The organism is Pseudomonas sp. AC247 (genome assembly GCF_979258015.1).
Genome location: NZ_OZ409829.1, coordinates 605,901 through 631,372 on the forward strand (window position 1 = coordinate 605,901; position 25,472 = coordinate 631,372).

Sequence of the window (25,472 nt, forward strand, 5' to 3'; positions counted from 1 at the left end):
AGCCAGCTCCCACATTTGGAATACATTCCCCTGTAGGAGCTGCCGAAGGCTGCGATCTTTTGATCTCAAGCACAACGTCAAAAGATCGCAGCCTTCGGCAGCTCCTACATTTGCAGGGTGATCAGGGTGTATCGTGCAAACTTTCCCGCACGATTTCCCCTTGCGAGGTGTTTGATGAATTCCGCTTTGAAAATCGATTTTGTCAGCGATGTCTCCTGCCCGTGGTGCGTTGTCGGTTTGTATGGCTTGCTGCAAGCGCTGGAGATCCTGCGCAACGAAGTGCAGGCCGAGATCCGTTTTCAGCCGTTCGAGCTGAATCCGAAAATGGGCACCGACGGGCAGAACATCGCCGAACACATCCAGGAAAAGTACGGCTCGACGCCGGAGCAATCGCAGAAAAACCGCGAAGCCATTCGCGCCCGTGGCGCTGAACTGGGGTTTGCTTTTCGCACCGATTCCAACAGCCGCATTTACAACACCTTCGATGCGCACCGTTTGCTGCATTGGGCGGAGCTTGAGGGTTTGCAGTTGCCGTTGAAGGAGGCGTTGTTCAAGGCGTATTTCAGCGATGGCGGCAATCCTTCCGATCACGGCCAACTGGTGCAGATTGCTGAGAGTGTCGGGCTGGATCGTCAGCGCGCCGAGTCGATTCTGGCGACGGATGAGTTTGCCGACGAGGTGCGCGAAGAAGAACAGCTGTGGCTGCAGCGCGGGGTCAGTTCGGTGCCGACGGTGGTGTTCAACGGTCAGTACGCAGTGACGGGCGGACAACCGGTAGATACATTTGTCGGCGCGATCCGCCAAATCATGGCCGAGTCAAAAGGTGGCACCGTCAACGGCTAAACACCTACCCCTGTAGGAGCTGCCGAAGGCTGCGATCTTTTGATCTTTTTAAGGGCAAGATCAAAAGATCGCAGCCTGCGGCAGCTCCTACATGGGTTAGCTGTGCAGGCGCACCCAAACGGTTACCAGCACGGTCGCCGCCATCAGCCACGCCACCGCCGCCACTGCCAACGAAGCCTCCAACCGCATCCGATCCACCATCACATACAACGTCGCCAGATAGACGAAGTACGGAATGATCGACCACATCCCGAACACGATCGTGGTCTTCAAATCCTCGATCGAACGTCCCTTGCCGACAATGTAATGCGCAATCAGCGCAAAGGTCGGAAACAACGGCACCAAGCCTGCGATGTAATAGTTTTTGGTCTTCGACAGCGCCGCGATGATCAGCACCACCGCGGCGCCCAACAGGGCTTTGAAAAACAGGTCCACGTCGTTCTCGCTTAATGGCTCAGGCCGTATTTTTTCACTTTGTCGAACAGCGTGGTCTTGGCCATGCCCAATTCCAGGCTCGCCTGGGTCAGGTTGCCGCCGCTGCGTTGCAGGGCGTCGCTGAGCAGGTTGCGCTCGAACGCTTCCACCGCTTCGGCAAACCCCAACCCTTGTCCGCCGCTGTTGGCACCGGACTTCTTGAACGCCGGCAAACCCAAAGCAAACCGCTCGGCGACGTTGCGCAGTTCACGCACGTTGCCCGGCCAGTCGTGGCTCATCAGGTTCGACAGGGTCTGGTTGTCCAGCTCCGGTAGCGCACGATCGAAGCGCAGGGCCGACTGCTGGGTGAAGTGTTCGAACAGTTGCAGGATGTCTTCGCGGCGTTCGCGCAGGGGCGGTAATTCCAGCGTCACCACGTTGAGGCGGTAGTACAAGTCGCTGCGAAATTCGCCGGCCCTGCTCGATTCGTCGAGGTCGGACTTGGTCGCCGCGATCACCCGGCAATCCACCGCCACGCTCTGGTTTGAACCGAGGCGTTCGAGGGTGCGCTCCTGCAAGACGCGCAGCAATTTGATCTGCAACGGCAGCGGCATGCTTTCCACTTCATCGAGGAACAGCGTGCCGCCGTCAGCGTGTTCGATCTTGCCGATGCGCCGTTTGCCAGCGCCGGTGAACGCATTGGCTTCGTGACCGAATATTTCGCTTTCGAAGAGGTTTTCCGGCAGACCACCGCAGTTCAACGCGACGAACTGTTTGCTGTGGCGCCGACTGAAATCGTGCAGGCAACGGGCGACCAGTTCTTTGCCGGTGCCGGTCTCGCCTTCGATCAGCACGTTGGCCGAGGTGTCGGCGACGTTGGCGATCAGTTCGCGCAGGTTCTGCATGGCTGGCGAGCGGCCGATGATGCGTCCTTCAAGGGAATCACGTTCAGCCAGTTGCCGGCGCAGCGACGACACTTCACGGGCGAGGCTGCGTTGCTCCAGCGCTCGCCGTGCGACATCGACCAGACGTTCCGGCGAGAACGGTTTTTCCATGAAGTCGTAGGCGCCTTTCTGCATCGCACCGACGGCCATGGAAATGTCGCCGTGGCCGGTGATCAACACCACCGGCAGGCTGCGGTCGCGTTGCTTGAGGCGGGTCAGCAGTTCCAGGCCATCGATGCCCGGCAGGCGAATGTCGCTGATGACGATGCCGGCAAAGTTGTCGCCGACTCGCTCCAGCGCTTCTTCGGCACTGCCGACGCCGACGCAGGGAATGTCTTCAAGGGTCAGCGCCTGTTGGCAGCCGAGCAGCACATGGGGGTCGTCTTCGACGATCAGTACACTGAGTTCGGGGTTCATATTGGCTCGGCGGGAGTAGGGCTTACCAACGGTAAACTGAGGACGAAAGTGGTGCCGCCGCTGGCCGGGTGTTCAACACCCAGATGCCCACCGGTGGCGGCGGCGAGGCTGGCGGAAAGGGTCAGGCCCAAGCCCAGGCCTTGTTCGCCGGGCTTGGTGGTGAAGAACGGCTCGAACAGATGCTTGCGCGCTTCGGCGTCGACACCATGACCGTTGTCGCGCACGCGCAGGCGATATTTGCCGTTGAATTCTTCGCCTTCCAGCCACAGCTCGGGCAGCGGTTGCGCCTGCATGGCATCGAGGGCGTTGCCAATCAGGTTGACCAGAATCTGTTCGAGGCGGGTCTGGTCGATCTGCACCTGAACGTCAATGAACTGCCGATGCAGGTCCAGCGCCGAGCTCTCCAGGCGCGCACCGAGCAATTGCAGCGCCGCGTCCACGGCTTTGCCGAGGCTGGCCTGGCCTTGGTTGTCACCGCGCCGGGCGAACGAGCGCAGGCTGGCGGTGATGCGGCCCATGCGGTCGATCAGGTCGTTGATGGTCTTGAGGTTGGTGCTGGCGACATCGAGCTGACCACGCTCCAGAAAGCGTACGGTGTTGCCCGACAGCGTGCGCATCGCGGCCAGCGGCTGGTTCAGTTCGTGGGCGATGCTGGTCGACATTTGGCCGATAGCGGCGAGCTTGCCGGCCTGTACCAGTTCGTCCTGCGCGCGGCGTAAGGTCTCCTCAGCCTGGCGGCGTTCGCGGATCTGACTCTTCAGTCGCTCGTTGCTGGCGCGCAGGTCGGTGGTGCGTTCGGTAATCCGACGTTCCAGTTGATTGTTGGCTTCCTGCAAGGCTTCGCGGGCGGCGAGGCGGGTGGCGATGACCTTGCGTCGCTCGTTCCAGGCGATCAGCAGGAAGGCGACCAGGGCAAACGCCACGGCGACGAGAATGCCTTGGTTGATCGCCTCGCGACGCAAATCCTGCAATGGCGTGAGCAGAGTGAAATTCCACGGCGTGTCGCTCAGCGGTCGGGTCTGCGCCAGGTAGCTGATGTCGTCCTCGCCGGACTGCACTTCGCTGTTGGCAGGAAAGGTCAGTTTCTCCACGCCTTCGGACAAGGTTTCGCGAGCCAACGGTTGCAGTTCGTTGAGCGGGAACCAGTAATACTGCAGGCTGCGCGCGAGTTTTTCTTTGGTGATTTCACTTAGTGGAATCACCGACTTGAGGCGGCGGGCCGGATCGCTGGAGAGAATGATGATGCCGTTTTCATCGCTGACGAAGGCTTCCAGACGCGCGCGCTGCCAGCGTTCTTCCATGGCTTCCAGACGCACTTTGACCACGGCGACGCCGATGATCTTGCCGTGCTCTTCGAGGCCGTGGGCGAGGTAATAACCAGGTTCGCCGTTGGTGCTGCCAATGCCGTAGAAACGCCCGGGTTCGCCGCGCACGGCTTTCTGGAAATAGGCGCGGAAGGACAGGTCTTCACCCAGATAACTGTCGACATCGCGCCAGTTGCTGGTGGCCATGACCCGGCCGGTGGTGTCCATGACGTAGATGGCCCGACTGCGGCTGCGTCGGTTCAGGCCTTCAAGGTAAGCGTTGACCGTTTCCCGGTATTGCGGAGTCGGGTCGGCCAGCAGCTGCGAGACACTGGTTTCGAGTTCCAGCAGGCTGGGCAGGTAGGTGTATTTGCTGATCTCGCTTTCGACCGCGCGGGCGTGCAGTTCGAGTTGACGCTGGCCGTTCTCGCCGAGGCTGCGGATGCCGAAATGTTCACTGGTCCAGAAGCCGATAAAACCCAGGCCGATCATCAGGGCGATGATCAGTGGCGGCAGGAACAAATGACGAATCAGACGGGGCTTCACGGCAAGTGATGGCGGTGCGGCGCGATAGAGATTGGGGTCGCATTTCATCACAGATGCCTTGGGTCAACCACAACACTTGTTTGTGAATCACCGCTGGTTTGCAGGTGGACTCTGTGGCGAGGGGATTTATCCCCGATCGGCTGCGCAGCAGTCGTCAAACCATTGCATGCGGTTCGACTTTGAAATGCTGGGGCCGCTGCGCAGCCCATCGGGGATAAATCCCCTCGCCACAGGGGATCTCATTGTCAGGCAGCCCGCACCCCACAGAGGGGGAGCGGGTGTGTGGCTTTTAGTGCTGCAGGATTTTCTCGAGGAAGTGCTGCGCGCGTTCGGAGCGGGCGCTGATGTCGCCGAAGAATTCCTCTTTCGGGCAGTCTTCGATGATCTTGCCGGCGTCCATGAAAATCACCCGGTCGGCCACTTTGCGCGCAAAACCCATTTCGTGGGTCACGCACATCATGGTCATGCCTTCGTGGGCCAGTTGCACCATCACGTCGAGCACTTCGTTGACCATCTCCGGGTCGAGCGCCGAGGTCGGTTCGTCGAACAGCATGACGATCGGGTCCATCGCCAGCGCACGGGCAATCGCCACACGCTGTTGCTGACCACCGGACAGTTGCCCCGGATGCTTGTGCGCGTGCGCCGACAAACCAACGCGCTCGAGCAGTTGCAGACCTTTCTTGGTCGCCTCTTCCTTGCTGCGGCCCAACACCTTGATCTGCGCGATGGTCAGGTTTTCGGTGATGGTCAGGTGCGGGAACAGTTCGAAATGCTGGAACACCATGCCGACGCGCGAACGCAGTTTCGGCAGGTTGGTCTTCGAGTCGGCAATCGAGGTGCCGTCGACGACGATGTCGCCTTTCTGGAACGGCTCCAGCGCGTTGACGCATTTGATCAGGGTCGACTTGCCGGAACCCGACGGGCCGCAGACCACGATCACTTCGCCTTTTTTGACCTCGGTGCTGCAATCAGTCAGCACCTGGAAGTCCCCATACCACTTGTTGATGTTCTTGATAGAGATCATACGGCGAACCTTTTTTGCAGACGCTTGACCAGCAGCGAGGCGGAAAAGCTGATGATGAAGTAGACGACACCGGCGAAGATCAGGAACTCGTTGGACCGGCCAATGATGTCGCCGCTGGAGCGGGCGGAGTTGAGGAAGTCCACCAGGCCCACGGTGTAAACCAGCGAGGTGTCCTGGAACAGGATGATCGACTGTTGCAGCAGCAACGGCGTCATTTTGCGGAACGCCTGGGGCAGGATGATCAGACGCATGGTCTGGCCATAGGTCATGCCCATCGCCTGTGCAGCGGCCATCTGACCTTTGGGAATCGACTGCACACCGGCGCGGACGATTTCGCAGAAGTACGCGGCTTCGAACATCATGAAGGCCACGACGCAGGAGGTGAACGCGCCGATCGGCGTGTCTTCACCGGTGATCCAGCGCAGCACGAACGGCACCGCCAGGTAGAACCAGGTGATCACCAGCAGCAGCGGGATCGAACGGAAGTAGTTCACATATGCGCCGGCCACGCGTGACAACAGTTTGCTCGACGACAGGCGCATCAGCGCGAGGATCGTCCCGAGCACGATGCCGCCGACCACGCCCATGACCATCAACTGCAAGGTCATGACCATGCCGTTCCACAGGCCCGGGATAGCGGGGATGATACCGCTGAAATCGAAGTCCATTATTTACCCCCCACGGAGATCAGGCCGGGCACCGCGACTTTCTTCTCGACCATGCGCATCAGCAACATCAGGCTCATGTTCAGGGTGAAGTAGATCAGCGTGGCCAGGGTGAAGGCTTCAAACAGGTTGGCCGAAAACTCAGCGGTCTGTTTGGTTTGCGCGAGCAGTTCCATCAGGCCGATCAGGGACGCCACGGAGGAGTTCTTGAAGACGTTGAGGAATTCCGAGGTAAGCGGCGGAATGATGATGCGGTAGGCCTGGGGCAGCAGCACGTTCCAGTAGATCTGTGGCAGCTTGAAACCCATGGCGCGGGCGGCGGCTTCCTGGCCGCGTGGCAGCGCCTGGATGCCGGTGCGCACTTGCTCGCAGACACGCGCGGCGGTGAACAGGCCCAGGCACACGACAACGCTCAGGTAAGCCGAGGTGGTCGGGTTGAGATCCTGTTTGTACCAGTCCTGCAGGTTTTGCGGCAGCAGATCAGGCACCAGGAAGTACCAGATGAACAGCTGAACCAGCAGCGGCACGTTGCGAAACAGTTCCACGTAGCAGGTCGCGATGCCCGATACGATACGGTTTGGCACCGTGCGCATGACGCCCAGAATGGACCCCAGCAGCAAGGCGATGATCCATGCCACGATGGCAATGGCAATGGTCCAGCCCAAACCGGTGACGTACCAGTCGAGATAAGTCTCGCTGCCGACGCCGGTGGACTTGAAGAACACGCCCCAGTCCCAGTTGTAATTCATTAGGGTCTCCCCTCGAAATCGATCGATGTACAAGCACCCGCTTGGGGAAGATCCTTTCCCGCCCGACGTTGAACGCCGGGCACACGCGATCGGCTCGGAAACCGCCAGGTCGAGTGTTCCACAGTACAGCCAGCAGGTAGTAACAGACGCCTGAGGGAGGGTGGCTCCCTCAGGTGATAAGGTTAGTCAGGAATCAGATTTTTACGTCAGGCGCCGGCTTGTCGCTCGGGGTGGCGATCAGATCTTTTACCTTGTCGCTCATCGGGAAGTTCAGGTTCAGGCCTTTTGGTGGGATCGGGCTCTCGAACCATTTGCTGTAGATCTTGTTGATCTCGCCAGACTTGTACAGGGCGACGATGGCGTCATCGACAGCTTTCTTGAAGGCCGGGTCGTCTTTACGAACCATGCACGCGTAGGCTTCGAACGACTGCGGGGTACCGGTGATGATCCAGTCGGCCGGCTTCTTCGCCTTGGCTTCTTCGCCAGCCAGCAGGGCGTCGTCCATCATGAAGGCAACGGCGCGGCCGCTTTCCAGCATGTTGAAGGATTCGCCGTGGTCTTTGGCGGAGATGATGTTCATGCCCATCTGCTTGTCGGCGTTCATCGCTTTGATGATGCGCTCGGACGTGGTGCCCGCGGTGGTCACGACGTTTTTGCCTTTGAGGTCGGCGAAGTCAGCGTAGGACGGCTTGCCATCCTTGTCTTTCTTGACCAGCAGACGGGTGCCGATTTCGAAGATGTTGACGGTGAAATCGACTTGCTGGGCGCGTTCGGCGTTGTTGGTGGTCGAGCCGCACTCGATATCCGCGGTGCCGTTCTGGATCAGCGGGATACGGGTTTGCGAGGTCACTAGGTTGTACTTGACCTGCAGATCGGGCTTGTTCAGGTCTTTTTTCAGGGCTTCAACGATGGCCACTTGAATGTCGTGGGAGTAGCCCACTGGTTTGCCGGAAGCATCGGCAATGTAGGAAAACGGAATGGAGCTGTCGCGGTGAGCGAGCGTGATGGTGCCCGAATCGTTGATTTTCTTCAGGGTGCCGGTGAGTTCGGCGGCGAAAACTGGCGTGCTGATCAGAGCGGCAGCAATGGCTGCGCCCAGGATATGGGGAACGATGCGCATCAAATTTTCCTCGACATTGTTTTTTTTATGGAGCCAGTTCGTCGGCCCTTTTGTGCTTCGAATGCCTGACGGCTCCTGAAGTGTTGGCACAACAGGCATTCGTCGAGAGAGTGTAGAGCATGAGTCGTGCCAGACCAGTCTCGATTGGTTAAGTTGATGATTTATAAGGTTATTAAATTTTTAAGGCAGTTTTTTTGAGCCCGGCTGATCCGGTTAACCGAATCGACCCGGAAGTCGCGTTCGGAAAACCGAACAATCTTTCAATCACTACGCTCATTGGATGATCGCCCAAGCACCACACAACCCTGTGGCGAGGGGATTTATCCCCGATAGGTCGCGAAGCGGCCTTTCTTTTAAATGCAAAAGGGAGGACTGCTTCGCAGTCCATCGGGGATAAATCCCCTCGCCACAGGGGGAATGGCAGGCAAAGTAAGTTACGCCGCAACAAAAAGCCCCTGAACCTTGCGATTCAGGGGCTTTTTGTTTAAGCGATGTTCAGATCATGCCGCTTCAATCTTGCTACGGTTCTGCTCGACCTTGCCCAGGTACGCGGCCAACTTCTCTTGCTCGGCCGGCGTGGTAAACAACCCCAGCTTGCTGCGGCGCCACAGAATGTCGTGCGCCGTGGTTGCCCACTCTTCACTGCACAGGTAATCGACTTCGCGGGTGTAGAGCCCGCCGCCAATGTGTTCGCCCATGTCGGCGAGGGTTTCCACGCCTTCAAGCATGCGCCAGGTGCGGCTGCCGTAGGTGGTGGACCAGCGACGGGCAATCTCGGTCGGCACGAAGTCGAACTTGTCACGAATCAGCGCGCTCAAGGCTTGCGGCGTGGTCATGTCTTCGCCGCCGGGCAGGGTGGCCGTGGCTGTCCAGCTTGGACGCATCTGAGTGAAGAACGGCATCAACTGCGCCATCGCCGATTCGGCGAGTTTGCGGTAGGTGGTCAGCTTGCCGCCGAACACCGACAGCAGTGGCGCTTCTTCGCTGTTGCCAGACAGGGCCAGGGTGTAATCGCGGGTGACCGCCGACGGGTTATCGGACTCGTCGTTGCACAGCGGACGTACGCCCGAGTAGCTGTGCTGGATGTCGTCGCGGCTGAGCTGCTTTTTGAAGTGTGCGTTGACCACTTTCAGCAGGTAATCGGTTTCGCCGTCGGTGATCGCCACTTTTGCCGGATCGCCAGTGTATTCACGGTCGGTGGTGCCGATCAGGGTGAAGTGGTTGTTCAAGTACGGAATGGTGAAAACGATGCGCTGATCTTCGTTTTGCAGAATGTGCGCGTGATCGCCTTCGTACAGTTTCGGCACGATGATGTGGCTGCCCTGAATCAGACGGATGCCGTACGGCGATTCCATCTTCAGGTCGTCACGGATGAATTTGGCAACCCACGGGCCAGCGGCGTTCACCAGCGCTTTGGCGGTGATCGAAAACAGGCTGCCGTCGGCGCGTTCCAGGTTCAAGTGCCACAAACCTTTGGCACGGCGAGCGCTGACGCAGCGAGTCTGGGTGTGCACGTGGGCGCCTTTTTCGCGGGCGGCCATGGCGTTGAGTACCACGAGGCGGGCGTCATCGACCCAGCAATCGGAGTATTCGAAGCCTTTCTTGATTTCGCTTTTCAGCGCGCTGTCGGCACCGAACTTCAGGCTTTTCGAACCGGGCAGCTTTTCGCGCTTGCCGAGGTTGTCATACAGGAACAGGCCTGCACGAATCATCCACGCCGGACGCAGGTGCGGACGGTGCGGCAACACGAAGCGCATTGGCTTGACGATGTGTGGGGCCTTGGCCAGCAGCACTTCACGCTCGGCCAATGCTTCGCGCACCAGACGGAACTCGTAATGTTCGAGGTAGCGCAGGCCACCGTGGATCAGCTTGCTGCTGGCCGACGAAGTGTGGCTGGCGAGGTCGTCCTTTTCGCAAAGGAACACCGAGAGACCGCGACCGGCGGCATCCGCTGCGATCCCCACGCCATTGATCCCGCCGCCGATAACGGCAATGTCGTAGATCTCGGAGAGTGGGGGCGTACGCAAGGTAGAGGTGGACATCGGCTGGCCTCGGGCTCTTTTGATTTTCTGTATTGGAAATCGAACATTAATGTTCATTTGCGAAAATGGTAGCCCATAAAGACGCGCGCAGCCAGTCACGTTCGATTGAAAAAACTCATCGAAGACCAGAGAAAGGAAAAAATACGAACATTAAAAGCAAAAAGATCGCAGCCTTCGGCAGCTCCTACAGGTCAAGTGAACCTATGTAGGAGCTGCCGAAGGCTGCGATCTTTTGATCTTGGGGGGGGTTAAACGACTTCCAGGCGAATCTTGTGCTGACTCAACAACTGCGCCAACGCCGGCACCGGCTGCTGATCCGTCACCAAACAATCAATCAAACTGATCGGCCCCAACCGAATCATCGCATTCCGCCCGAACTTGCTCGAGTCCGCCGCCAGAATCACCTGCCGCGCATTGGCAATGATCGCCTGGGAAACCCGAACTTCCTGATAATCAAAGTCGAGCAAGCTGCCGTCCTCATCAATACCGCTAATCCCGACCAGCGCGAAATCAACCTTGAACTGATTAATGAAGTCCACACTCGCCTGACCCACTACACCGCCATCACGACGCACATTGCCGCCAGTCAGCAGCACATCGAAATCATCCTTGGCACTGAGCATCGACGCTACGTGCAGGTTGTTGGTGATGATTTTCAGGTGATTGTGATTGAGCAGGGCGCGGGCAATCGATTCGGTGGTCGTACCGATGTTGATGAACAGCGAGGCGTGATCGGGGATTTGCGCGGCGATGGCTTCACCGATGCGTTGTTTTTCATCGCGCATCTGATCAGCGCGCATCGCATAGGCCGTGTTTTCGACGCTGGAATCGTAGGCAGCACCGCCATGGTAGCGACGCAGCAGATTGGCTTCCGCGAGCTGATTGATGTCGCGGCGGATGGTTTGCGGGGTAACAACGAACAGCGTGGCCATTTCCTCGATGCTCACATAGCCGCGTTCGCGGACCAGCTCGAGGATTTGCTGCTGACGGGGAGGCAGATTCATGGGGCTTCCTTTGGGCTGCCGTGCAAAATTTGCCCATGATGCCGCAGGAATCCGCTCCCTACCAGTTAGTTGCCTATCAGTCTCTGAAGGTTGGCTTATTCAGCGTCTTCACGCGCCCAGTCACGGGTGCGGCTGACGGCTTTTTTCCAGCCTTTGTACAGCTTCTCTTTCTCGACTTCGTCCAGACTCGGTTCGAACTCACGCTCGATCACCGCTTTGCCGCGCAGTTCTTCCAGGCTGCCCCAGAAGCCGCACGCCAGACCGGCCAGATACGCCGCACCGAGTGCCGTGGTTTCGCGCATTTGCGGACGCTCGACCTGCGTGCCGAGGATGTCGGCCTGGAACTGCATGAGGAAGTTGTTCGCCACCGCACCACCGTCCACACGCAGGGCTTTGAGGCGTTCGCCGGAGTCCTGTTGCATGGCGTCGAGCACGTCGCGGGTCTGGTAGGCGATCGATTCCAGCGCCGCGCGGATGATGTGATCCACACGCACGCCGCGTGTCAGGCCGAACAGCGCGCCACGGGCATACGGGTCCCAGTACGGCGCGCCGAGACCGGTGAATGCCGGTACCAGGTACACGCCGTTGCTGTCCTTCACTTTATTGGCGAAGTATTCGGTGTCGTGGGCGTCGTTGATGATCTTCAGTTCGTCGCGCAGCCACTGCACGGTCGAACCGCCGTTGAATACCGCGCCTTCCAGTGCGTAAGCGACTTCGCCACGCGGGCCGCAAGCGATGGTGGTGAGCATGCCATGCTGGGATTTCACCGCTTTGTCGCCGGTGTTCATCAGCAGGAAGCAGCCGGTGCCGTAGGTGTTTTTCGCCTGGCCTGGCTCCACGCACATCTGACCGAACAGCGCCGCTTGCTGGTCGCCGGCGATACCGCCGATGGCGATGCCGCTCTTGGTGCGACCGTAGATTTCCGAGGACGCTTTCACTTCCGGGAGCATTTCGCGCGGGATGTCGAGGATCTCCAGCATCTTCGAATCCCACTCCAGCGAGTGAATGTTGAAGAGCATGGTGCGCGAGGCGTTGGTGTAGTCGGTGACGTGTACTTTGCCGCCGGTGAATTTCCAGATCAGCCAGCTATCGACGGTGCCGAACAGCAGTTCGCCGTTGCGCGCACGCTCGCGGCTGCCTTCGACGTTGTCGAGGATCCACTTCAGTTTGGTGCCGGAGAAGTACGGGTCGGTGACCAGGCCGGTGTTGTCGCGGATGTACTCTTCGTGGCCGTCACGCTTGAGTTGCTGGCAGATCTCGGTGCTGCGGCGGCACTGCCAGACGATGGCGTTGTACACCGGGCGACCGGTGGTCTTGTCCCAGACCACGGTGGTTTCACGTTGGTTGGTGATGCCGATGGCGGCGACCTGGTCGTGGTGCAGACCAGCCTGTGCCAGCGCTTCAACCATCACCGCACTCTGGGTGGCGAAAATTTCCATCGGATCGTGTTCGACCCAACCGGCCTGCGGGTAGTGCTGAGCGAATTCGCGCTGCGCGGTGCAGACCACGTTCGCATCGCGGTCGAAAATGATCGCGCGGGAGCTGGTCGTACCCTGATCGAGGGCAATGATGTAGTTCTTATTCTGAATGTCGGTCATGTCGATTGCCTTGGACGAAATAAGGGAGAGTGGGCCGTGGCGCAGGCTCTAGAGGGCAGGAGCCTGCGCCGACTGTTTCAAGAAGTTCTTGGTTTGCCGTCAATGGCCGGTTCTGCATCCTTTGTAGCAGGTGTGGCGCCGGTCAGGTGACGGGCGATGAGCCCGCGATACCCGGCAGCGCCGAGGCAGGCACCGACAATCGGTGCAAAAATCGGAATCAGGAAGTACGGAATATCGCGGCCGCCAGTGAAGGAAATTTCACCCCAGCCGGTGAAGAAAGTCATCAGTTTCGGACCGAAGTCACGCGCCGGGTTCATCGCGAAACCAGTTAGCGGGCCCATCGAGCTGCCGATCACCGCGATCAGCAAACCGATCAGCAGTGGCGCCATCGGGCCTCTAGGCAAACCATTGTTGTCGTCGGTCAGGGCCATGATCACGCCCATCAGGATGGCAGTGATGATCATCTCGACCAGAAATGCCTGAGCAGTCGACAGCACCGGATTCGGGAAGGTCGAGAACACCGAGGCCAGCTCAAGACTGGCGGCCGAGCCGCGAACCATTTGGTGAGTTTGTTCGTAATCGAAGAAAAGATTGCTGTACAGCGTGTAAACCAACAGCGCGCCGCAGAAGGCGCCAGCGATTTGCGAAAGAATATAGAACGGCAGTTTGCGCTTTTCGAAGTCGGCGAAAATGGCCAGGGCGATGCTCACGGCGGGGTTCAGATGCGCGCCGGAAACCCCGGCCGTGAGGTAGATCGCCATGCTCACGCCGACGCCCCAGATGATGCTGATTTCCCACAGGCCGAAGCTGGCGCCCGCGACTTTGAGCGCGGCGACGCAGCCGGTACCAAAAAAGATCAGCAGGGCAGTACCCAGAAACTCGGCCATGCATTGGCTCGAGAGCGATGGTTGCTGTAAAGCAGTTGTCATTGAAAACCTCGTTTTTGTTGTTGTCTGGCGCATTGCCGATAGGGCAGGGCGCGATTTTCCCCGGTTAGGAATCCCCATTCCTTTCCCGGTGTACTGCTGGGTGCTGCGGTGATGATAATTCTTACATTATTCAGATTCGAAAAAATATAGACAAGAAACAAACCTGTCAAAGGTCGAAAGTGAACCGTCAGTCATAATAGAACTATCAGTCACGTGAATGACCGCGCGCAGGGCCGCTTTTGCATGACTGCCAATCTTGTGCAAAGCCCTGCAATTACAGGCCGTGATAGAGCCTTTTACAGCGTGATGTCCTAGAATCCGCCGGAGGATTTTTCTGCCACTGCCGAGCCTGGAGCTGCCATGACCCCTGCGTTGGACTTGTTGAAAAAAGTTCGTGCCGAACATCGCGTGCACAGTTACGAACATGATCCCAAAGCGGCGTCGTATGGGCTGGAGGCCGCAGAAAAACTCGCCCTTGAACCTGCGCAGGTGTTTAAAACGTTGCTGGCGGCGAGTGAAAAAGGTGAGCTGTTGGTGGCGGTAGTGCCGGTCGTCGGAAGCCTCGACCTCAAAGGTCTGGCGCATGCGGCGGGAGTGAAAAAAGTCGAAATGGCTGACCCGGCAGCGGCGCAGCGTTCCACCGGTTATCTGTTGGGCGGCATCAGTCCGTTGGGGCAGAAAAAACGCCTGCGCACCTTCATCGATAATTCGGCTCAAGGTTTTGCCACTATTTATGTCAGCGCCGGTCGGCGTGGGCTGGAAGTCGAATTGGCGCCTGCGGTGCTCGCTGAGCACACCCAAGCTAAATTTGCCGACATCGGTCGTGCGTGACGCTCGCCCGCCCTGTATGAAGAAAATTGGCCGGTTCTGTCACTGGCGCTGATCCGGCCCACGCTGCATGCTCTGCCGACTGACTTAAGGAGAAGGTTATGCAGCTCGAGTTTCATCAGGTCGACGCATTCAGTGATCGGCCGTTCAGTGGCAACCCGGCGATGGTTTATCGGCTGGATGCGTGGCTTGCCGATGAGCTGATGCAGAAGATCGCGGCCGAACACAATCTGGCGGAAACCGCGTTTCTGGTGCGCGAGGGCTCGGCCTGGCATATCCGCTGGTTTACTCCGACCACTGAAGTGCCGTTATGCGGCCACGCAACGTTGGCCAGCGCCCATGTGCTGTTCGATATCTACAAGGAAACCGCCGAGCGTATCGACTTCACCAGCAAATCCGGGCCGTTGAGTGTCAGTCGCGAAGATGGCCGCTTGTGGCTGGACTTCCCGTCGATCGTGCCGTCAGAGATTGGTGTAACCCTGGATGTCGAGCGCGCGCTTGGCGTTGAGGCGGTGGATGTACTTGGCTCCAACGAACTGTTTGTGGTGCTGGAGTCGGAGCAGGCCGTGCTCGATTGCGAGCCGGACATGGTCGCGTTGGCCAAGCTACCGTGGCTGGGCGCGATCGTCACGGCGCGCGGCAATCAGCACGATTTCGTCTCGCGCTATTTCGCCCCGGCAATTGGCATCAATGAGGATCCGGTGACCGGTTCGACGCACTGCAGCTTGATTCCGTATTGGTCCAAGCGTCTGGGCAAATCGAGCCTGACCGCATGCCAGCGTTCGGCGCGGGGCGGGGAGTTGTTTTGTCGGCTGGAAGGCGAGCGGGTGAAGATCGGCGGCAATGCGACGCTGGTTGCCAGCGGCACCCTGATCTTGGGATGAGTCCGAACCCCTTGTAGGAGTGAAACTTTGTGGCGAGGGGATTTATCCCCGATGGGCTGCGTAGCAGCCCCAAAACCATTGCATGCGGAGCAACAGATGCTCCGCGCTGGCAGGATTAAGGGCCGCTTCGCGCCCCATCGGGGATAAATCCCCTCGCCACAAAAGCCACCCACATTTCGATTCGGTGTTGGATCAGAGGGCAGTGCTGTAGCGGCGGACGCCGTTTTCCACTGCCGGGATCTGTGCAGCGGTGCTGCCCGATGCCTGAAACAACACCAGATGTTCGGCGGCAACCCGAATCCCCACTTGCGCCCCCACCTGATGATCAGCATGGCTCGGGAAAATCGATTCCAGCTGCGCCCCAGTCGGCAATTGCAGACGATACAACGTCGAAGCACCCAGGAAGGTCTTGCCGACAATCCGAGCTTTCAACTCACTGTCCGGCGCATAAACAATGTCATCCGGACGCAGCAATACATCTACCGCCCCGCCAATCGGCCAGGTGTAAGCCCGATTACCGCGCAACTCACCCAACTCAGTCTGCACTGATTCCGGGCTGCCGAGCTGGCCGCGAATGAAGTAGCCCTGACCGATGAAACTGGCCACAAACGGCGTCGCCGGTTCGTGATACAGGTTGTACGGCGTGTCCCATTGCTCCAGTCGACCTTCCTTGAACACGCCAACGTGATCGCTGACGGCAAAGGCTTCTTCCTGGTCGTGAGTCACCAGAATCGCGCTGGTGCCACGGGCCTTGAGGATGTCGCGCACCTCATGGCTGAGCTTGCGCCGCAACTCGCCATCAAGGTTGGAGAACGGCTCGTCGAGCAGCAGCAATTGCGGCTCCGGCGCCAACGCACGGGCGAGGGCGACCCGCTGTTGCTGGCCGCCGGACAACTCGTGCGGGAAGCGCTTGCCGAGGTTCTTCAGGTTGACCAGTTCGAGCAGCTCTTCGGTCACACGCGCCTTGTTCGGGTGCTTGCGAATACCGAAGGCGATGTTGTCCGCAACACTCAGGTGCGGAAACAGCGCGTAGTCCTGAAACACCATACCGATCCGGCGTTTCTCCGGTGCCAGAGTGAAGCCGGCGCTGGAAATAGTCTCGCCGCCAAGGGTGATTTCGCCCTCGTGCACCGGCTCGAAACCGGCGATGGCGCGCAGGGTAGTGGTCTTGCCGCAGCCGGACGAACCCAGCAAACAGCCGATGTCACCGGCGTTGAGGTGCAGATTGAGGTTCTGCACCACACGTTGATCTTGATAGCCGCAAGCGAGGTTGCGCAGGTTCAGCAGTAATTCATGGCTCATGCGTGGTGATATGCCGGTTCGACGAGGAACTCGAGCAGGGCCTTCTGTGCGTGGAGACGGTTTTCTGCCTGATCCCAAGCGACGGAGCGCGGGTCATCAAGCAGGTCGAGACTGATTTCTTCGCCACGGTGCGCCGGCAGGCAGTGCATGAACAGCACGTCCTCGGCAGCGAGGTCGAGCAGGGCACGGTTGACCTGGAACGGCGCGAACAGCTTGAGGCGCTTGGCAGTTTCCTCTTCCTGCCCCATCGAAGTCCAGACATCGGTGCTCACCAGGTGAGCACCGCGCACGGCGTCTTGCGGGTCACGGACGATGGTTACGCGATCACCAGCCTTGGCGACAAATTCGGGGTTGGGTTCGTAGCCTTCCGGGCAGGCGACGCGCAACTGGAAGTCGAACTGGATGGCCGCTTCTATATAGCTGTTGCACATGTTGTTGCCGTCGCCGATCCAGGCCACGGTCTTACCCTGAATCGAACCGCGATGCTCAAGGAACGTCTGCATGTCGGCCAGCAGCTGGCACGGGTGCAGGTCATCGGACAGGCCGTTGATCACCGGCACGCGCGAATTGGCGGCGAATTCGGTCAGGGTGCTGTGGGCAAAGGTACGGATCATCACCGCATCGAGCATGCTCGACATGACGATGGCGCAGTCGCCGATCGGCTCGCCACGGCCCAGTTGGGTGTCACGTGGCGAAAGAAAGATCGCCTGGCCGCCGAGCTGGATCATGCCGGCCTCGAAGGAGATCCGGGTGCGGGTCGAGGATTTCTCGAAGATCATGCCCAGCACGCGGTTTTTCAGAGGCTCGAACAGTACGCCGCGGTTACGCAGGTCCTTGAGCTCAACGCCTCGACGGATCACGCTGACCAGCTCTTCGGGCGTGCAATCCATCAGGGAGAGAAAGTGCCTTGCGCTCATCATTGACTACCTTTTTGCTACAAACCGCAGATGCTCAAAGCCTTGTTTAACGGAACAACGGGCGAGACCTGCGGCGTAAGCCGCACGGGGCGACGAAATAGGGGGAGGCGCGATATTGACACTAAATGTCGCGTTTTTCCAATAGCCTACGGTTTTTGCAGGAATCGAAGGGTGCACAGGATGTTGCAGTCGCGCATTGGCGGCCAGGTTCAGGGCCGCCGCGAGCCTCTTTGTACACTGGCCTCGCGGGGCTTGGCAATGCGGCGTGGCGTGGATCGAGTCAGCTGGGTCGGATTGCGACCGTGGCGCCATGCCACCACTTGGTCGGATGCTCAGCCTGAAACATTTGCTAAAGCAAAGTGCTGGGTTATAAATAACTTTCGAGCGACGCAGGAAGCCTCCGCATGGAATCGAAAGAAAAACTGTTAATGGAATTGCTGGGCCACACGGCACGCTCACTGACCCATCTCACCGCGTCGGTCACTTCAATGTCTTTCGAACTGCTGCGCAGCGAAGACGAAGTGGTCAAATCCGCCGGTCGCCACATGATTGATCGCATGGCCACCATCAGCGCCGGGCTCGACGAGCATTGGCGGTTGATCGGTGAACTCACTGGCGTCCACGTCGCCCACGAGCAGATCGAAACCATCCAGGAAATCCAGCTGGCCGCGCCGCCCCAATTGCCTTCCAGTTGAGCGCGGCGGTCTATCGGCGCACCTGATAACCGTCGATTCACAAGACGAACGTCGCTGGCGCCTGATCGGTGCGAGGGCCATAGTTTTGTTCCCGCAGGCGTAATTGCCTGCCCAGAACAAGACAGAGACTGGCCATGACCAAGACTCTCCATCACCGTGCCTGCCACCTGTGTGAAGCCATTTGCGGCCTGACCATCGAGACCACTGAAACCGATGGCAATGTCGCGATCACCTCGATCAAGGGCGATGCGCTGGACACTTTCAGCCGTGGCCACATCTGCCCCAAGGCTGTGGCGCTGCAAGATATCCAGAGTGATCCGGATCGCCTGCGTCAGCCGATGCGTCGCGTGGGTAGCGAATGGCTGCCGATTGAGTGGGACGAAGCCTTTGCGCTGGTGGCCGAGAAACTGGCGGCGATTCAAGAGCGTCACGGGCAGAACGCGGTGGCGGTCTATCAAGGCAACCCGAGCGTGCACAACTACGGGCTGATGACCCACAGCAATTATTTCCTGGGATTGCTGAAAACGCGCAATCGCTACTCGGCGACGTCGGTCGATCAGTTACCGCATCACCTGAGCAGCTATCTGATGTACGGCCACGGGCTGCTGCTGCCGATTCCGGACATCGATCACACCGATTTCATGCTGATCCTCGGCGGTAACCCGTTGGCGTCCAACGGCAGCATCATGACCGTGCCAGATGTTGAGAAACGTTTAAAGGCAATCCAGGCGCGGGGCGGTAAAGTCGTTGTGGTCGATCCACGGCGCAGCGAAACGGCGGCGATGGCCGATCAGCATTTGTTCGTGCGCCCGGGCGGTGATGCGGCGTTGTTGTTTGGCGTGCTCAATACACTGTTTGAAGAACGCCTGACTCGTGACAGCCATTTGCCGGTTGATGGGCTGGACGACGTGCGCGCTGCGGTGCAGACGTTCACCGCCGAGGCAATGAGCCCATTGTGCGCCGTACCTGCCGAGCAGATCCGCCAACTGGCGCGGGATTTTGCTGCGGCGCCGAGTGCGGTTTGCTATGGGCGCATGGGCGTTTCAACCCAGGCCTTCGGCACGCTGTGCCATTGGGTGGTGCAGTTGATCAACTTGGTCACCGGCAACCTCGACCGGATTGGCGGTGCGCTGTGCACCGAACCCGCCGTAGACTTGGTGGCGTCAACTTCGGGCGGGCATTTCAACCAGTGGCAGAGCCGTGTTTCCGGGCGTCCCGAATACGGCGGCGAGTTACCGGTCTCAGCGCTGGCCGAAGAAATGCTCACCGAGGGCGAGGGCCAGATCCGCGCGCTGATTACTGTGGCGGGGAACCCGGTATTGTCGACGCCGAACGGACGCCAGCTGGAACAGGCGCTGGACGGGTTGGAGTTCATGCTCAGCATCGATCTGTACATCAACGAAACCACGCGTTACGCCGACCTGATCCTGCCGTCGACCTCGGCGCTGGAGAATGACCACTACGACACCACGTTCAACCTGTTTGCGGTGCGCAACGTGACTCGCTTCAATCGCGCGATCCTCGCGAAGCCCGAAGGCGCGCTGCATGACTGGGAGATCTTCGTTGGCTTGGCCAAGGCGTTTGCCGAGAAAACCGGCAAAGAGCTGAAGCCGACGATGCCGCCGGCGAAGATGATCGACATGGGGCTGCGCATGGGCATGTACGGTGACGCCAGCGAGCAAAAACTCTCGCTGACAACGCTGTTTGATCATCCTCACGGGGTTGATTTAGGTGCGCTGAAAGCGAATCTGGCGTCGCGCCTGAAAACGCCGAATCAGCGAGTGCAGGCCGCTCCGCCAGAGATTCTCGCTGACCTTGCGCGTTTTGCTGCATTACAGGCGCCGGCCGCCGATGAGCTGTTGATGATTGGCCGCCGCCATGTGCGCAGCAACAACTCGTGGATGCACAACTATCACCGGCTGGTGAAGGGCAAGCCGCGTCATCAGTTGTTGATGCACCCGGACGATCTCGCCAGCCGTGGGCTCAACGATGGTCAGCGGGTGCGCGTCAGCTCGCGGGTCGGGCAGATCGAAGTCGAAGTGCTCGGCAGTCTGGACATGATGAAAGGCGTGGTCAGTTTGCCGCACGGCTGGGGCCATGCGCGCCCGGGCGTGCAGATGGCGATTGCCAGTAGTCAGCCGGGTTCGAGCGCCAATGACCTGACCGATGAGTGTCAGCTCGACGAGTTGTCCGGCAATGCTGCGCTGAACGGCGTGCCGGTGACGGTGGCGGCGGCTTGAACGTGACCGTCGGGGAGACCGAGCATGGCGCTCGGGATTCCGTTACAATGCGTCACCGTGCCGACCCATGAGTCGGAAAGTTCAGCCGAGGTGCTCCATGGATATCATCGAAACGATTAAAGAGCAGATTGCCAACAACACCATTCTGCTTTACATGAAAGGCTCGCCGAATGCCCCACAGTGTGGCTTCTCCGCGAAAGCTGCGCAGGCTGTCATGGCGTGTGGCGAAAAGTTTGCGTACGTGGACATCCTGCAGAACCCGGAAATCCGCGCCAACCTGCCTAAGTACGCCAACTGGCCGACTTTCCCGCAATTGTGGGTTGGTGGTGAGCTGGTCGGCGGTAGCGACATCATGACCGAGATGGCTGCAGATGGTTCGCTGCAAAGCACCATCAAGTCGGCTGTTGAAGCGGCAGCGGCGAACAAGTCCGAAGCCTGATAAGGCTGGGTTTCACCCGACACCTCCTGCTTGTGTAGGAGCTGTCGAGTGAAACGAGGCTGCGATCTTTTGATCTTCAGCCAATAAAAAGCCCCGCACTTCGAAAGAGGGCGGGGCTTTTTAGTGCGTTCGAAGCGTTACTGCAAGTTGCCGGTTCAATCTGAAAAGATCGCAGCCTGCGGCAGCTCCTACTCTTCGCCCATCTGCGATTGCAGGTAGTTCTCAAGACCGACTTTATCGATCAGGCCCAGTTGGGTTTCCAGCCAGTCGATATGTTCTTCTTCGGATTCGAGAATGTCTTCGAGCAGTTCACGGCTACCGAAGTCACCGACGGTTTCGCAATGCGCGATCGCGGTTTTCAGGTCAGCGTGGCCGGTCTTCTCGATACGCAGATCGCACTCCAGCATTTCCTTGGTGTGCTCGCCGATGTGCAGCTTGCCCAAGTCCTGTACGTTTGGCAGGCCTTCGAGGAACAGGATGCGCTTGATCAGCTTGTCCGCGTGTTTCATCTCGTCGATGGATTCTTTGTATTCGTGTTTGCCGAGCTTGTTCAGACCCCAATCTTCGTACATGCGTGCATGCAGGAAGTACTGATTGATCGCGACCAGCTCATTGGCAAGGATCTTGTTGAGATGCTGGATGACTGTGATGTCGCCTTTCATGATCGGAGTCCTGCCCTGTATTCGTTGTATATACGGCAGAGTTTGAGCTTCGTACTTATAAGTGTCAAACCTAAGTTATTGAATAATATATGAAAATTAATCGGAATAAGAATGTTTGTGTTCCGCGTCTAGAGCCTAAGCAGTTGATTTACAGGCATAAAAAAACCGGACATAAGTCCGGTTCTTTGAAATGGGGTGTTATTACGCAGCAGTAAATTCTACCGGATAGGGGATCGCAGCCTGAGCGGTTTGCAGCTTGGTCAGGGTTTCGCGGACCACTTCCTTGGCAAGGCAGGCACATTTGCCGCATTGGCTGGCGACGCCGGTGGCCTGGCGAACTTCTTTATAGCTGCAGCAACCTTCATAGATCGCTTCGCGGATCTGTCCGTCGGTGACGCCAGTGCAGAGACAAACATACATAAGTGAGAACCGTCGCTGGTTGTGACTCAATTGCGATGGATCTTAATGTTAACGAGAATGATTGTCAAAGTGCTTTCCGGGCGCTTCAGCAGATTGACAGCTGTGACTGACGAACGGCATTTGCTGGCGATTTGCCTGGCCCCGTAAATGCAGCGCCGTTCTGCGCCCGCTTGGAAAAACCGTTAAGGACAGGCCAAATTCGCAGTGTATGATGGTCGGCCCTTGCGAAGGGGGTTCGTGTCACAGGGCTGTCGTCCGAGGATGGCAGGCTGGCGCAAACCCTGAACTTCAAGTTTTTACACCAGGAGATATCAATGAGCGTACTCGTAGGCAAACAAGCCCCTGACTTCACCGTCCCGGCCGTACTCGGCAATGGCGAGATCGTTGACAGCTTCACCCTGTCCTCGGCCATCAAAGGCAAATACGGCCTGGTGTTCTTCTACCCACTGGACTTCACCTTCGTCTGCCCGTCCGAGCTGATCGCTCTGGACAACCGCATGGCTGACTTCAAGGCACGCAACGTTGAAGTGATCGCTGTGTCGATCGACTCGCACTTCACTCACAACGCATGGCGTAACACCCCAGTGAACAATGGCGGCATCGGCCAGGTGAAATACACCATGGCTGCCGACATGAAGCACGACATCGCCAAGGCTTACGACGTTGAATCCGAAGGCGGCGTAGCGTTCCGTGGCGCGTTCCTGATCGACGATAAAGGCGTTGTCCGCTCGCAGATCATCAACGACCTGCCGCTGGGCCGTAACATGGAAGAGCTGATCCGTCTGGTCGACGCTCTGCAATTCCACGAAGAGCACGGCGAAGTTTGCCCTGCCAACTGGAAAAAAGGCGACAAAGGCATGAACGCTTCGCCAGAAGGCGTTGCTGCCTACCTGACCGAGAACGCTGCTGCCCTGTAAGGCGCAACGTCGAGGTACAAAAAAACCGGCCCAAGTGGCTAATGCCAGTCAGTTAAGCTGACTGGCATTTTTATTTTTGATCGGATATTTCGGGGATTTAAGCCTGATGGCCCGAGGGTAAACGCGCTCCTCCCGTCGATGCGGCAGAACGTAGTGCGGCGCTGAAGCATGAAGCTCGGCCAAATACTTGGGGATGTTCCCGGAACGATCGGCCGAGACGCTGTTGATAAACCCAAGAATCGCCCAGGTACACGCAGTAAAGCTCATTTCGCACGGGTAAATGCCAGGACAGTGGCGACTCATTTCCACCATCTGATAGCGCAACAAGTTGTAGCCCAACAACACACCCCACAACTCTTGCTCGATCATCTCGGGTGTCTTGCTGCGCAGCGTATAGCTGCTGTTGAGCAGCGTCTGCTTCATTTCCCGAAAGCCTAATTCGATTTCCCAGCGCTGGCTGTATAGATCAACAATCTCGTCGGAAGGAAAACGCAGTGGGTCAGTCATCGAGGTCAGAATCTGACACACCTTGCCCTTGACGGTTTTGCTCAGCAGTCGCGCGGTCAGCCGCTCCGGCAACCCAGGCCATTGCTTGCGGGCCTGTGGCGAAGTGCTCAGCAAAATAATCGCATCCTGGCGCCCCAAACGCTGGATCACCTCGTACTGCGAGCCTTTTTTCAGCGGCATCAGCCAGTGGCGTTCGACACCTGCCTGCTGCCACTGATGCAGTAAACCTAACGAGTAAAAACCACGATCAAACAGCGTCAGCGAGTGATCGGGGGTGGTTTCGATCAGTTGCTCGGCCAGTTTCATTTCGTTGCTGCGGTAGCCGTCAAACGCACTTCCAATCAGCAAATGGCTGGTCAACTCCATTTGGCAGACCATGCGCACCTGAGGAAAACCGGTGTCGCCATGCTGGTTGCTGGCGGAGTCATAGCGCGCCCGATTTTCCGGCGTATCGGGCGTGCGCCAGACAACGCCATCGACACCCAACAAACGCAGACCGGCCCAAGTCGGGTGACCGGCTGCCTCATGCCAACTTTTCTGGGTCAAATCGAAGACTTGTCGTACAGCTTCGCTGCCCAATCTCTGACGAGCCTGGACTACGGCGCTGGGCGCTACCAACGGGCGCTGACCCGGCAACATGATATTCATGCGACTAACCACATCCCAGGCCGACATGCGCCGGAAGAACGCCATGGAGATCACGCACCAGAGCATCATTTCCAGAGGCAAACGACGCTTGCGCAGCGTCGCCACACCAGCTTGTTCAAGCGCCTGTTCGACCAAAGAAGGATCGAGCAAAGCATCCAATCCCTCAATGGCGTTGGGGGTAGAGGCGATGTTGTGGGTCAGTTCCAGTGCCCGAGCGAGACGCATAAAAAAATCCGATGCCAGTACAGGCATCGGATTTTGATTTCTTGCGGCCAAAGGTCAAGCGAGAAGGCTTAACTGATCGGCATTAGCCCAAGTGGCCGGTTTTTTTTGCGCAGAATTGTGAGCAGCATTCTCTCGGCATTATTTGTTTCAAATGCCTGGGAAAAAATACTGGATGACTGAACAGTGGTTGGATAGGGTGATGGTCGAGCGATAACGGGTGAAGAGGGCGATTGCCTTGGCCTGAATCGCGCCTCAGTTCAGTAAGGACGGTGCAATGGATTGCATGATGCGGAAGGGGATTCAAATGCCGAGTAGCTTGGACGTTGCGGATTATTTCCTCTGCCTGGAAGGGCATGAGGGCGAGATCTCCAATCTCAAGATTCAAAAAATGGTTTATTACGCGCAAGGGTTCAGTCTGGCAGTCCATGGTGAGGCTCTCTTCCCTGAAAAGCTGGAAGCGTGGATGCACGGGCCAGTGGTTCCGGATCTGTATCGAAGATTCAGCCAATTTGGATCGAGTGCCATTCCTCCTCCAAGTGATTTCAATCCCGATGTTTTCAGTACGAAACAACAAACTCTGCTCAACGAAGTGTTCGACGTTTATGGCCAATTCTCGGCGTGGAAACTGCGTCAGTTGACGCATGAAGAGGCCCCATGGCGTAAAAACTTCAAGGAAGGGGAGTTCAGCCGAGAAATTCCCGCCTGCGAGATGCAGGAGTATTTTCGGGAGCATTTGGTGAACTGAAAAATGGCCAAGTTCAAACGCAGGGAACGCGATGCGGCGGTGATAGTAACGGCACGGACGTCCACAATCGAAATGGACTCATCGGAAGCGCGACCTCCGGTTTTCTCATTTGAGTATTTGCAGAATGGCTGGTGCATTCAAGATTGCGAGGCCGTCGAACGGTCGAAAATGCTTGAGCGTCTCAGGATCCTGGGAAAGATACCTTGGAGAGAATTGCGCAAGGAGCATAGGCATCGGTATGGGTGTGAAACAATTGAGAGAAACAGCCTGAAAGTGGGGATACCTGCTTTTTTAACAGGTGATGTCATATTGTTGGTGTTTCGGGCTTTCGAGCGTGTAGCGATGGTGGGTTACAAAAACCATCGGATTTTTTATGTCGTGTGGATTGATCGAGAATTCAGACTGTATAAGCATTAATAAAAAAACCGGCCCAAGTGGCCGGTT

25 protein-coding genes are annotated in these 25,472 nt (G+C 58.1%); 9 read left to right on the forward strand and 16 right to left on the reverse strand.

Annotation, left to right across the window (positions count from 1 at the left end; translation table 11 throughout):
- Positions 1-174: 174 nt before the first annotated feature.
- Positions 175-843, forward strand: coding sequence for a DsbA family oxidoreductase (locus ACZZ0B_RS02890; protein ID WP_463544338.1), 669 nt, complete (start codon positions 175-177; stop codon positions 841-843).
- A 96-nt stretch (positions 844-939) separates the two neighbouring features.
- Here ACZZ0B_RS02890 and ACZZ0B_RS02895 read toward each other — a convergent pair whose 3' ends face one another.
- From ACZZ0B_RS02895 to ACZZ0B_RS02945, 11 genes are all read right to left on the reverse strand, one after another.
- Entirely contained in the window at positions 940-1,278 is a 339-nt protein-coding gene (locus ACZZ0B_RS02895; RefSeq protein ID WP_008079444.1) for a GlpM family protein, read from the reverse strand.
- An 11-nt stretch (positions 1,279-1,289) separates the two neighbouring features.
- Positions 1,290-2,618: a two-component response regulator AauR gene (gene aauR / locus ACZZ0B_RS02900; protein WP_008079441.1), complete on the reverse strand. Its 1,329-nt coding sequence runs from the start codon at positions 2,616-2,618 to the stop codon at positions 1,290-1,292.
- Positions 2,615-4,516: a two-component sensor histidine kinase AauS gene (gene aauS / locus ACZZ0B_RS02905; protein ID WP_008079436.1), complete on the reverse strand. Its 1,902-nt coding sequence runs from the start codon at positions 4,514-4,516 to the stop codon at positions 2,615-2,617. Before aauS ends, aauR begins: the two co-directional genes overlap by 4 nt.
- Positions 4,517-4,757: 241 nt before the next feature.
- Positions 4,758-5,492, reverse strand: a complete 735-nt coding sequence (locus tag ACZZ0B_RS02910; protein ID WP_007963947.1) for an amino acid ABC transporter ATP-binding protein — start codon at positions 5,490-5,492, stop codon at positions 4,758-4,760.
- Positions 5,489-6,160 carry an amino acid ABC transporter permease gene (locus tag ACZZ0B_RS02915; RefSeq protein WP_003227756.1) on the reverse strand — a complete coding sequence of 224 codons (672 nt, stop codon included), beginning with the start codon at positions 6,158-6,160 and terminating at the stop codon, positions 5,489-5,491. The genes ACZZ0B_RS02910 and ACZZ0B_RS02915 overlap by 4 nt, the downstream gene beginning before the upstream one ends.
- Positions 6,160-6,906, reverse strand: coding sequence for an amino acid ABC transporter permease (locus ACZZ0B_RS02920; RefSeq protein WP_008079435.1), 747 nt, complete (start codon positions 6,904-6,906; stop codon positions 6,160-6,162). The genes ACZZ0B_RS02915 and ACZZ0B_RS02920 overlap by 1 nt, the downstream gene beginning before the upstream one ends.
- A gap of 193 nt (positions 6,907-7,099) precedes the next feature.
- Positions 7,100-8,026 carry a glutamate/aspartate ABC transporter substrate-binding protein gene (locus ACZZ0B_RS02925; RefSeq protein WP_008079434.1) on the reverse strand — a complete coding sequence of 309 codons (927 nt, stop codon included), beginning with the start codon at positions 8,024-8,026 and terminating at the stop codon, positions 7,100-7,102.
- Positions 8,027-8,526: 500 nt separating this feature from the next.
- The gene (gene glpD / locus ACZZ0B_RS02930; protein WP_463544339.1) at positions 8,527-10,068 is read right to left on the reverse strand and encodes a glycerol-3-phosphate dehydrogenase; all 1,542 of its coding nucleotides are present in this window, start codon (positions 10,066-10,068) and stop codon (positions 8,527-8,529) included.
- A 248-nt stretch (positions 10,069-10,316) separates the two neighbouring features.
- Entirely contained in the window at positions 10,317-11,072 is a 756-nt protein-coding gene (locus tag ACZZ0B_RS02935; RefSeq protein ID WP_007916700.1) for a DeoR/GlpR family transcriptional regulator, read from the reverse strand.
- Positions 11,073-11,167: 95 nt separating this feature from the next.
- A complete protein-coding gene (glpK, locus tag ACZZ0B_RS02940; protein WP_007916698.1) occupies positions 11,168-12,670 on the reverse strand; it encodes a glycerol kinase GlpK in 1,503 nt (500 codons plus the stop codon).
- 77 nt (positions 12,671-12,747) lie between these two features.
- The gene (locus tag ACZZ0B_RS02945; protein ID WP_463546905.1) at positions 12,748-13,599 is read right to left on the reverse strand and encodes an MIP/aquaporin family protein; all 852 of its coding nucleotides are present in this window, start codon (positions 13,597-13,599) and stop codon (positions 12,748-12,750) included.
- A gap of 360 nt (positions 13,600-13,959) precedes the next feature.
- Here ACZZ0B_RS02945 and ybaK point away from each other — a divergent pair, with 360 nt between their 5' ends.
- Positions 13,960-14,430, forward strand: coding sequence for a Cys-tRNA(Pro) deacylase (gene ybaK, locus ACZZ0B_RS02950; protein WP_003227741.1), 471 nt, complete (start codon positions 13,960-13,962; stop codon positions 14,428-14,430).
- Positions 14,431-14,528: 98 nt separating this feature from the next.
- Positions 14,529-15,311: a PhzF family phenazine biosynthesis protein gene (locus tag ACZZ0B_RS02955; protein ID WP_463544340.1), complete on the forward strand. Its 783-nt coding sequence runs from the start codon at positions 14,529-14,531 to the stop codon at positions 15,309-15,311.
- 192 nt (positions 15,312-15,503) lie between these two features.
- On the opposite strand, the gene ACZZ0B_RS02960 is transcribed toward ACZZ0B_RS02955, so the two are convergent.
- Together ACZZ0B_RS02960 and argF are read right to left on the reverse strand one after the other, a co-directional pair.
- The gene (locus ACZZ0B_RS02960; RefSeq protein ID WP_008079427.1) at positions 15,504-16,613 is read right to left on the reverse strand and encodes an ABC transporter ATP-binding protein; all 1,110 of its coding nucleotides are present in this window, start codon (positions 16,611-16,613) and stop codon (positions 15,504-15,506) included.
- Positions 16,610-17,530, reverse strand: a complete 921-nt coding sequence (argF, locus tag ACZZ0B_RS02965) for an ornithine carbamoyltransferase (protein WP_045123046.1) — start codon at positions 17,528-17,530, stop codon at positions 16,610-16,612. Before argF ends, ACZZ0B_RS02960 begins: the two co-directional genes overlap by 4 nt.
- A gap of 404 nt (positions 17,531-17,934) precedes the next feature.
- Between argF and ACZZ0B_RS02970 the strand changes: the two genes are divergently transcribed.
- The 3 genes from ACZZ0B_RS02970 (at position 17,935) to grxD (ending at position 20,904) form a co-directional block, all read left to right on the forward strand.
- Positions 17,935-18,225, forward strand: a complete 291-nt coding sequence (locus ACZZ0B_RS02970) for a hypothetical protein (protein ID WP_007916677.1) — start codon at positions 17,935-17,937, stop codon at positions 18,223-18,225.
- 134 nt (positions 18,226-18,359) lie between these two features.
- Positions 18,360-20,465, forward strand: coding sequence for a molybdopterin oxidoreductase family protein (locus ACZZ0B_RS02975; RefSeq protein ID WP_463544341.1), 2,106 nt, complete (start codon positions 18,360-18,362; stop codon positions 20,463-20,465).
- Positions 20,466-20,562: 97 nt separating this feature from the next.
- Complete coding sequence (gene grxD, locus ACZZ0B_RS02980) at positions 20,563-20,904, forward strand: Grx4 family monothiol glutaredoxin (RefSeq protein WP_008079424.1); 342 nt, start codon at positions 20,563-20,565, stop codon at positions 20,902-20,904.
- Between the two features lie 188 nt (positions 20,905-21,092).
- On the opposite strand, the gene bfr is transcribed toward grxD, so the two are convergent.
- Positions 21,093-21,566, reverse strand: coding sequence for a bacterioferritin (gene bfr, locus ACZZ0B_RS02985; RefSeq protein ID WP_007916671.1), 474 nt, complete (start codon positions 21,564-21,566; stop codon positions 21,093-21,095).
- Between the two features lie 201 nt (positions 21,567-21,767).
- Positions 21,768-21,986 (reverse strand): bacterioferritin-associated ferredoxin, encoded by a 219-nt coding sequence (locus ACZZ0B_RS02990; protein WP_003227725.1) that lies wholly within the window; start codon positions 21,984-21,986, stop codon positions 21,768-21,770.
- Positions 21,987-22,300: 314 nt separating this feature from the next.
- On the opposite strand from ACZZ0B_RS02990, the gene ACZZ0B_RS02995 reads away from it, so the two are divergent.
- Positions 22,301-22,903, forward strand: coding sequence for a peroxiredoxin (locus ACZZ0B_RS02995; protein ID WP_003227723.1), 603 nt, complete (start codon positions 22,301-22,303; stop codon positions 22,901-22,903).
- Between the two features lie 48 nt (positions 22,904-22,951).
- On the opposite strand, the gene ACZZ0B_RS03000 is transcribed toward ACZZ0B_RS02995, so the two are convergent.
- Entirely contained in the window at positions 22,952-24,283 is a 1,332-nt protein-coding gene (locus tag ACZZ0B_RS03000) for an IS4 family transposase (protein WP_463544343.1), read from the reverse strand.
- 274 nt (positions 24,284-24,557) lie between these two features.
- Here ACZZ0B_RS03000 and ACZZ0B_RS03005 point away from each other — a divergent pair, with 274 nt between their 5' ends.
- Positions 24,558-25,028: a Panacea domain-containing protein gene (locus ACZZ0B_RS03005; RefSeq protein WP_463544344.1), complete on the forward strand. Its 471-nt coding sequence runs from the start codon at positions 24,558-24,560 to the stop codon at positions 25,026-25,028.
- Positions 25,029-25,031: 3 nt separating this feature from the next.
- On the forward strand, positions 25,032-25,445 hold the full coding sequence (locus ACZZ0B_RS03010; RefSeq protein ID WP_463544345.1) for a hypothetical protein: 414 nt from the start codon (positions 25,032-25,034) through the stop codon (positions 25,443-25,445).
- Positions 25,446-25,472: the final 27 nt, after the last annotated feature.